At 59.7% G+C, this 7,230-nt stretch carries 6 protein-coding genes and 2 tRNA genes; 6 read left to right on the top strand and 2 right to left on the bottom strand.

Features of this window, described 5'->3' with window-relative positions:
• Positions 1-34 precede the first annotated feature (34 nt).
• From ACP7EY_RS05360 to ACP7EY_RS05385, 6 genes are all read left to right on the top strand, one after another.
• Positions 35-733, top strand: coding sequence for an RlmE family RNA methyltransferase (locus ACP7EY_RS05360; protein WP_426191222.1), 699 nt, complete (start codon positions 35-37; stop codon positions 731-733).
• Positions 734-940: 207 nt separating this feature from the next.
• Complete coding sequence (ftsH, locus tag ACP7EY_RS05365) at positions 941-2,821, top strand: ATP-dependent zinc metalloprotease FtsH (protein WP_426191224.1); 1,881 nt, start codon at positions 941-943, stop codon at positions 2,819-2,821.
• Positions 2,822-2,927: 106 nt separating this feature from the next.
• Positions 2,928-3,791, top strand: a complete 864-nt coding sequence (folP, locus tag ACP7EY_RS05370) for a dihydropteroate synthase (protein ID WP_426191226.1) — start codon at positions 2,928-2,930, stop codon at positions 3,789-3,791.
• A 22-nt stretch (positions 3,792-3,813) separates the two neighbouring features.
• Positions 3,814-5,163, top strand: coding sequence for a phosphoglucosamine mutase (gene glmM, locus ACP7EY_RS05375; protein WP_426191228.1), 1,350 nt, complete (start codon positions 3,814-3,816; stop codon positions 5,161-5,163).
• Positions 5,164-5,226: 63 nt separating this feature from the next.
• Positions 5,227-5,303: transfer RNA gene (locus ACP7EY_RS05380), tRNA-Pro, on the top strand.
• A gap of 82 nt (positions 5,304-5,385) precedes the next feature.
• A tRNA-Arg gene (locus ACP7EY_RS05385) sits at positions 5,386-5,462 on the top strand.
• A gap of 118 nt (positions 5,463-5,580) precedes the next feature.
• Here ACP7EY_RS05385 and ACP7EY_RS05390 read toward each other — a convergent pair.
• Both ACP7EY_RS05390 and ACP7EY_RS05395 read right to left on the bottom strand, forming a co-directional pair.
• Positions 5,581-6,300, bottom strand: coding sequence for a DUF5677 domain-containing protein (locus ACP7EY_RS05390; protein WP_426191230.1), 720 nt, complete (start codon positions 6,298-6,300; stop codon positions 5,581-5,583).
• A gap of 259 nt (positions 6,301-6,559) precedes the next feature.
• On the bottom strand, positions 6,560-7,108 hold the full coding sequence (locus tag ACP7EY_RS05395) for a recombinase family protein (RefSeq protein ID WP_426191232.1): 549 nt from the start codon (positions 7,106-7,108) through the stop codon (positions 6,560-6,562).
• Positions 7,109-7,230: the final 122 nt, after the last annotated feature.

The following is a 7,230-nucleotide window of genomic DNA, read 5'->3' on the forward strand; positions in this document are numbered from 1 at the left end:
TAGTTAAACCTTTTAAAAGCAGTATTCTACGCGAATGAAGAAGAAAAAATTAAACAAGAATTGGTTGCATGACCATATCAACGACCCTTACGTCAAGTTGGCGCAAAAAGAGGGTTACCGCGCGCGCGCGGCGTTCAAGCTCAAAGAGATCGACGAAACGGAAAAACTGATCAAGCCCGGCCAGGTCATCGTCGACCTGGGCAGCACTCCCGGCAGCTGGAGCCAGTACGTGCGCCGCAAGCTGTCGGGCAAGGAAGGGGGCGGCATTGATGGCACCATGATCGGCCTGGATATGCTGCCGATGGAGCCCATCGCCGACGTCCATTTCATCCTGGGCGACTTCCGCGAAGGCCGCGTGCTGCGCGAACTGGCCGTGATCCTGGCCGGGCGCCAGGTCGACGTGGTGCTGTCGGACATGGCGCCGAACCTGTCGGGCATACCCACCGCCGACTCGGCGCGCATGGAACACCTGATCGACCTGGCCATCGAATTTTCGCAACTGCACCTCAAGCCCAGTGGTGCGCTGGTCGTTAAATGTTTCAAGGACATGGGTTTTTCGCAAATCGTTGAAAAATTCCGCGCCGAGTTCAAGGTCGTCAAGCAGGTCAAGCCAAAGGCGAGTCGCGATAAATCGTCGGAAATTTTCCTCGTTGGCAAGGGCTTGAAGAATCCTGGCGTGCAAACCCGGGTGGAAGAGGAAGAAATTGATCTGATGGATCAATCGCGCTCTTGATTTTTGCCCGCGCTGGCCGCACATCTGCCAAAGTTCCGGTGTTTACGCAGTGCCAGGCAGGGTCCCGGCAGCCGGAGCGGTTGATTTGAGTGGTTTTTTATGCGGTCGCTGGGGCGTGCGTGGCATGGCCCGGCTATTGCGAGTAAAATCGGTGTACTACACTTGGGTACAGGATGCGTCAGCATCGAAGGAGTTTTCGTGAATAACATGTTTTCCAAATCCGCCATCTGGGTGGTCGTTGCCTTACTGCTGTTCATGCTGTTCAAGCAGTTTGACAATCACAGCACCGCCGGCGGCAGCAAGACCATCGCGTACTCCGAACTGCTCGACGACATCAAGGCGCGTCGGCTGAAGGACGTCGTCATCGAAGGACAGAACATCACCGCCTTGCGCGCCGACGACACCAAGGTGCGCGCCACCGCCACCCCGCTCGACAAGGGTCTGGTCAGCGACATGGTCGCCAACGGCGTCCACTTCGACATCAAACCGCCCGAGGAAGCCGGCTTCCTGCAGCAAATTTTCATCTCCTGGTTCCCCATGCTGCTGCTGATCGGCGTGTGGGTGTTCTTCATGCGCCAGATGCAGGGCGGCGGCAAGGGCGGCGCCTTCTCCTTCGGTAAATCGAAGGCCCGCATGATGGACGAAACGAATAACACCGTTACCTTCGCTGACGTCGCCGGTTGCGACGAAGCGAAAGAAGAAGTCAACGAAATCGTCGACTTCCTCAAGGACCCCACCAAGTTCCAGAAACTGGGCGGCCGCATTCCCCGCGGTGTGCTCATGGTCGGCCCACCGGGCACCGGCAAGACGCTGCTGGCGCGCGCCATTGCCGGCGAAGCGAAAGTACCGTTCTTTTCCATCTCCGGTTCCGACTTCGTTGAAATGTTTGTCGGCGTGGGCGCCAGTCGCGTGCGCGACATGTTCGAAAACGCGAAAAAGCACTCGCCCTGCATCATTTTCATCGATGAGATCGACGCCGTCGGTCGTCACCGTGGCGCCGGCATGGGTGGCGGGAACGACGAGCGCGAACAGACGCTCAACCAGTTGCTGGTCGAAATGGATGGCTTTGAAGCGAGCTCCGGCGTCATCGTCGTCGCCGCGACCAACCGCGCCGATGTGCTCGACAAAGCGCTGCTGCGTCCGGGCCGTTTCGACCGCCAGGTGATGGTCGGCCTGCCGGACATCCGCGGTCGTGAGCAGATTCTCAATGTCCACATGCGCAAAGTGCCTATCAGCACCGACGTCAAGGCCGACATCCTGGCCCGCGGCACGCCGGGTTTCTCGGGCGCCGACCTGGCCAACCTGGTCAACGAAGCGGCCCTGTTCGCCGCCCGTCGCAGCAAGCGCCTGGTGGAAATGAGCGACTTCGAAGATGCCAAGGACAAGATCTACATGGGTCCCGAGCGCAAATCGATGGTCATGCGCGAGGAAGAACGTCGCAACACGGCCTATCACGAGTCGGGCCACGCCGTCATCGCCAAGCTGTTGCCGAAGGCGGATCCCGTCCACAAGGTCACCATCATGCCGCGCGGCTATGCCCTTGGCCTGACCTGGCAGTTGCCCGAACACGACGCACTGTCCGGCTACAAGGACAAAATGCTGGAAGAAATCTCGATCCTGTTCGGTGGCCGTATCGCTGAAGAAATTTTTGTCGGCCAGATGTCCACGGGCGCCTCGAACGACTTCTCGCGTGCCACCAAGTTGGCCCGCTCGATGGTCACCCGCTTCGGCATGTCTGACAGCATGGGTGTGATGGTCTACGAAGACAGCGAAAACGAAGGTTTCTTCGGTGGCGCCACCAAGACCATTTCGGAAGCGACCCAGCAAAAGGTCGATGCCGAGATCCGCAACATTCTTGACACGCAATACGCGCTGGCCCGCCGCCTGCTGGAAGAAAACCGCGACAAGGTCGAAGCCATGACGCGTGCGCTGCTCGACTGGGAAACCATCGACGCCGACCAGATCAACGACATCATGGCCGGTAACGAACCACGCACGCCCACGTCGACCAATTTGACCAAGCGCACGCCGCCTCCGGGCGACAGCGGCACGGGCGGTGTATCGCCCAACGCCACCGCGCCTGCCTGATGGTTGCTGGCGCGTCAATGAGCGCTTGAAGTTGAAAAGGCATCCTCGGGTGCCTTTTTTTCATTCGAGCATGCCCCTGGCAGTTTTCATCCCGGTGTAAATTACGATGCGACATTTTTTGCAATGCGGCCGCTTTGGCTATTCCCTCGGTGCGGACGCCGGCACGGGCGGCGATGCCGCCTCGGCGCTGGTGATGGGCATACTCAACGTCACCCCGGACTCGTTCTCCGATGGCGGGCGCTTCCAGTCGCTCGAGTTTGCCATCTCGCGCGCCGAAGAGATGGTGGCCGACGGCGCCGACATGATCGACATCGGCGGCGAGTCGACCCGTCCCGGGTCGGCGCCCGTGTCGGTGGAAGAAGAATTGCAGCGAGTAATGCCAGCCCTGTACGCCTTGCGGGGCCTGGGCAAACCTTTGTCGGTGGACACGTTGAAGCCGGCGGTGATGCGCGAGGCGGTCATCGCCGGCGCCGACATGATCAACGACGTCAACGGATTTCGCGCGCCCGGCGCCATCGACGCCGTGCGGGACAGCGACTGCGGCCTGTGCATCATGCATATGGTGGCAACGCCCGCCACCATGCAGCAGCAGGCGCAGTACACCGACGTCGTCGCCGAGGTAATCGACTTCCTGGCGGGGCGCATCGAAGCTTTGACCCGGGCGGGAATTGCCCGTAACAGATTGTGTATCGACCCCGGCTTTGGTTTTGGCAAAACCGTGGCCCATAATGTGGCCTTGCTAAGAAACATAGGCCGCATCGAACGGGAGCTGGACTTGCCCGTACTGGCTGGGCTGTCGCGCAAATCGATGATTGGCGCCATCACCGGCCGTCCCGTCGAGCAGCGCCTGGCCGGCAGCCTGGCCGGCGCATTGGCTGCGGTGGCGCAGGGCGCGGCCCTGATTCGCGTTCATGATGTGTCTGAGACCGTCGATGCCCTGAAAGTGTGGCAGCAGGCGGGCACCCAATAACTGACGAAGAGAAGAGAACAATATGGGACGTAAATATTTTGGTACCGATGGCATCCGTGGCCTGGTTGGCGTCGCGCCGATCACCCCTGACTTCGTCATGCGCCTGGGCTACGCCGCCGGCAAGGTACTGGCCAAGAGCCCGCCCGCGGGCGGCCGTCCGACGGTGCTGATCGGCAAGGACACCCGCATCTCCGGCTACATGCTGGAAGCGGCGCTGGAATCGGGCTTTGCCGCCGCCGGCGTCGACGTGATGCTGGCCGGTCCCATGCCGACCCCGGCCATTGCTTACCTCACGCGTGCGCTGCGCCTGGCGGCCGGCGTGGTCATTTCCGCGTCGCACAACCCGTTTCAGGACAACGGCATCAAATTCTTTTCCGAGCACGGCACCAAGTTGCCGGACCAGGTCGAGGCGGAGATCGAGGCGGCCATCGACTTGCCGATGGAGTGCGTGCCTCCCCAGCGCCTGGGCCGCGCCAAGCGCCTGTTCGACGCCCAGGGCCGCTACATTGAATTTTGCAAGGGCACCTTCCCGAACGAGCTCGACCTGCACGGCATGAAGATCGTCGTCGACTGCGCCCACGGCGCCGCCTACCACATCGCGCCGCCCGTGTTTCACGAACTGGGCGCCGAGGTGATCGCCATTGGTGCCAGCCCGGACGGTTTCAATATCAACGCCGGCTTTGGCGCCACCGCCCCGGCAGCGCTGGCCGCTGCCGTTGTCGAGCACAAGGCCGACCTGGGCATCGCCCTCGATGGCGACGCCGACCGCCTGATCATGTGCGACGCGACCGGCCGGATCTACAACGGTGACGAGTTGCTGTACGTGATGGTGCTGGACCGCCTGGCGACGGGGCCGGTGGCCGGCGCCGTGGGTACATTGATGACGAACATGGCGCTGGAAGTCAAATTCAAGCAGTTGGGCGTGGGCTTTGCACGTGCCAAGGTGGGCGACCGCTATGTGCTGGAAGTGATGAGAGAGAAGGGCTGGCTGTTCGGCGGCGAAGGGTCCGGCCACCTGCTGGCCCTGGACAAGCACTCCACCGGCGACGGCATCGTGTCTGCCTTGCAAGTGCTGTCGGCCTTGAAACGCTGCGGCAAGTCGCTCGCCGAATGCTGCGCCGACCTGGTACTGTTCCCGCAGACCCTGATCAACGTCAAGGTGCCGGCCGGCTTCGACTGGACCAAGAATCCGAACATGGTTGCCGAAAAAGAGGCGGTCGAACGCGAACTGGGCGACACCGGCCGGGTGCTGATCCGCGCCTCCGGCACGGAGCCTTTGATCCGCGTGATGGTGGAAGCGAAGGACAAGACCGTGGCCCACAGCCTGGCGCGGCGCATCGCCGATCACGTCCCGACACCCTTGGCCGCGTGAGTTCGGCTGAAGATGCGGCTGTCGCATTGACGATGGCCCGTCTTCCCGCTATAATATTGTTTTCGGAGTGTGGCGCAGTCCGGTAGCGCACCTGGTTTGGGACCAGGGGGTCCAAGGTTCGAATCCTTGTACTCCGACCAAAGTTTCAAGGACGGGCTGTCATGCAAGTGACAGCCCGTTTTCATTTCTGGCGACGGTTCAGTCGCTGTATCAAGTCACATTCTGCCCATAGCTCAGTTGGATAGAGCATCAGCCTTCTAAGCTGAGGGTCACAGGTTCGATTCCTGTTGGGCAGACCAAAAAATCTTTTTAAATCAATGGGTTACAGTCGGTTAGTTGATTGGATAACCTGTTTTCTAAGTAACTTAATTTTCCAAGTAAGCGATAAGCAAGCATCCTGCCGCCGTTGTGTGGTGGCTACGCTGCTGCGTTCGTCCACTCATCGTCCATACCGATCCTTGCCGCAATCAGTTCGTCCGCCTGGATGTTAGAGAATTTCGGCAGTAGGGCGACTGCTTCGGTCAGCAGCCGGAATGCGATTTGTAGCATTCCGCTTGTGACGCTGTCCGGGGCTTCGTGGTGGTAGCGAAGGTCCGGGCCAGAGTGGCGAACACTTAATGTCGTCAGATCGTTGTGAGCATATCCGCATAGAAGCCGGTAGCTGGCGTAAGACTCTCCAAGTCCAGCCTTCATCAACTTGTCTTCGATCTTCTGTGTTCTGAATCCTTTTTCTTTCAGCAGGTCGCGCTCCAATACGGAAGCGGCGGCGGCGGCTTTTACGGTATCAGCCGAGACGCTGTGATCCTGCATGTCAGGGTAGGCGGCTATCCGCTCAAAGGTGTTCGCGGTGCTTTTGGCACTTTCAAACGCTATCTGGTCAAGGTGGGTAGCATCCTCCACAAGTATGCTCAAATCCGCCATGCCTTCCAGCATCGAACGAACGAGGATGGGCGAATGGGAAGAAAACCCGTTCTCGATAAGGCACGTAGTGGCGTCGAAGAGTTCGCAGATGGTCAGGCACAGATGGGCCGCTGCCCGTGCTTGTTCAGTCTTGGTGACCTTTGCACGAAGGATAAATTCATCGTACTGCTGCTTAACCGAACCAGCGGCAACGAGCATTTTTTGGATGTCAGGCATGGAATGTTTAAGGTTGTCAGATTGGAATGCCATCGTACCGTAGCTGTGGTCACAAAAACCAAAAAAATCCAGCAGCCTTGCCCGTGTCATTCGGGAGGGTGCTGGATTCGGAAAAGTATCGGAGGTCGAACGGGCGACTTAATGGCCGCGTGGGCCTAGGGAAATAAAATCTGTCCCAGCTAAAATATTAAAGCTGGGACTGGCTGGCGCTGGTGCCCCACACCCGGAGTTTGCCCGGTGTTGTGTGTGGCGTGGCGGCTTACGCTGCGGCTTTAATAGTGGCGTACAGGGTGGCACGGCTGATACCGAAGTCAGCGGCAAGCTTGGTCTTGCTCTCGCCTGCTGCTGCACGGCTGCAGAGGTCGGCTACTTGGTCGGCGGACAGCTTGGCGAAACGTCCCATGTGCTTACCCTCTGCACGGGCCTTCGCCTGTCCCTCTTCCCGGCGTTCGTTAATCATGGACAACTCGAAGGCAGAGACAGCGCCCAGCATGGTCAGGAGCATCTGGTTCATCGTGTTGGCCTTGTCGCCGGTGAAGGTCAAGCCTTCCTTCTTGAACACAATCGCTATGCCCTTATCCGTCATCTGCTTGACCAATGCGAGCAAGTCGGCGGTGTTGCGGGCAAGGCGGCTGATTTCGTGGACAACTACGGTGTCGCCCTTGCGGACGTGGGCAAGCGTGGCGGTAAGGGCCGGGCGATCCGTCGTGCTACCGCTGCACTTATCGGTGAAGGTCTGATCCAGCGACACACCGTCAAGCTGGCGTGCAGAGTTCTGGCCTACCGAACTGATCCTGATGTATCCCACTGTCGGTAGTTGTCAACAAAGATGTCGCGTCAGTTCATGCGGCCAGCTTCAATAATTCAGGCGCAGCCCTTTCTGGATTGAGCCACACCTCGTCCTTCAGTTTCCAATTGCGCGTGGCGCCG

Source organism: Massilia sp. DWR3-1-1, from assembly GCF_049898325.1.
GTDB lineage: Bacteria > Pseudomonadota > Gammaproteobacteria > Burkholderiales > Burkholderiaceae_D > JAFCUW01.

Bases quoted from the DNA above. Each gene is read 5' to 3' on its own strand.
- ACP7EY_RS05390 (WP_426191230.1), bottom strand. From the start codon at position 6,300: ATGCCTGACATCCAAAAAATGCTCGTTGCCGCTGGTTCGGTTAAGCAG.
- glmM (WP_426191228.1), top strand. From the start codon at position 3,814: ATGGGACGTAAATATTTTGGTACCGATGGCATCCGTGGCCTGGTTGGC.
- ftsH (WP_426191224.1), top strand. From the start codon at position 941: ATGTTTTCCAAATCCGCCATCTGGGTGGTCGTTGCCTTACTGCTGTTC.
- ACP7EY_RS05360 (WP_426191222.1), top strand. From the start codon at position 35: ATGAAGAAGAAAAAATTAAACAAGAATTGGTTGCATGACCATATCAAC.
- folP (WP_426191226.1), top strand. From the start codon at position 2,928: ATGCGACATTTTTTGCAATGCGGCCGCTTTGGCTATTCCCTCGGTGCG.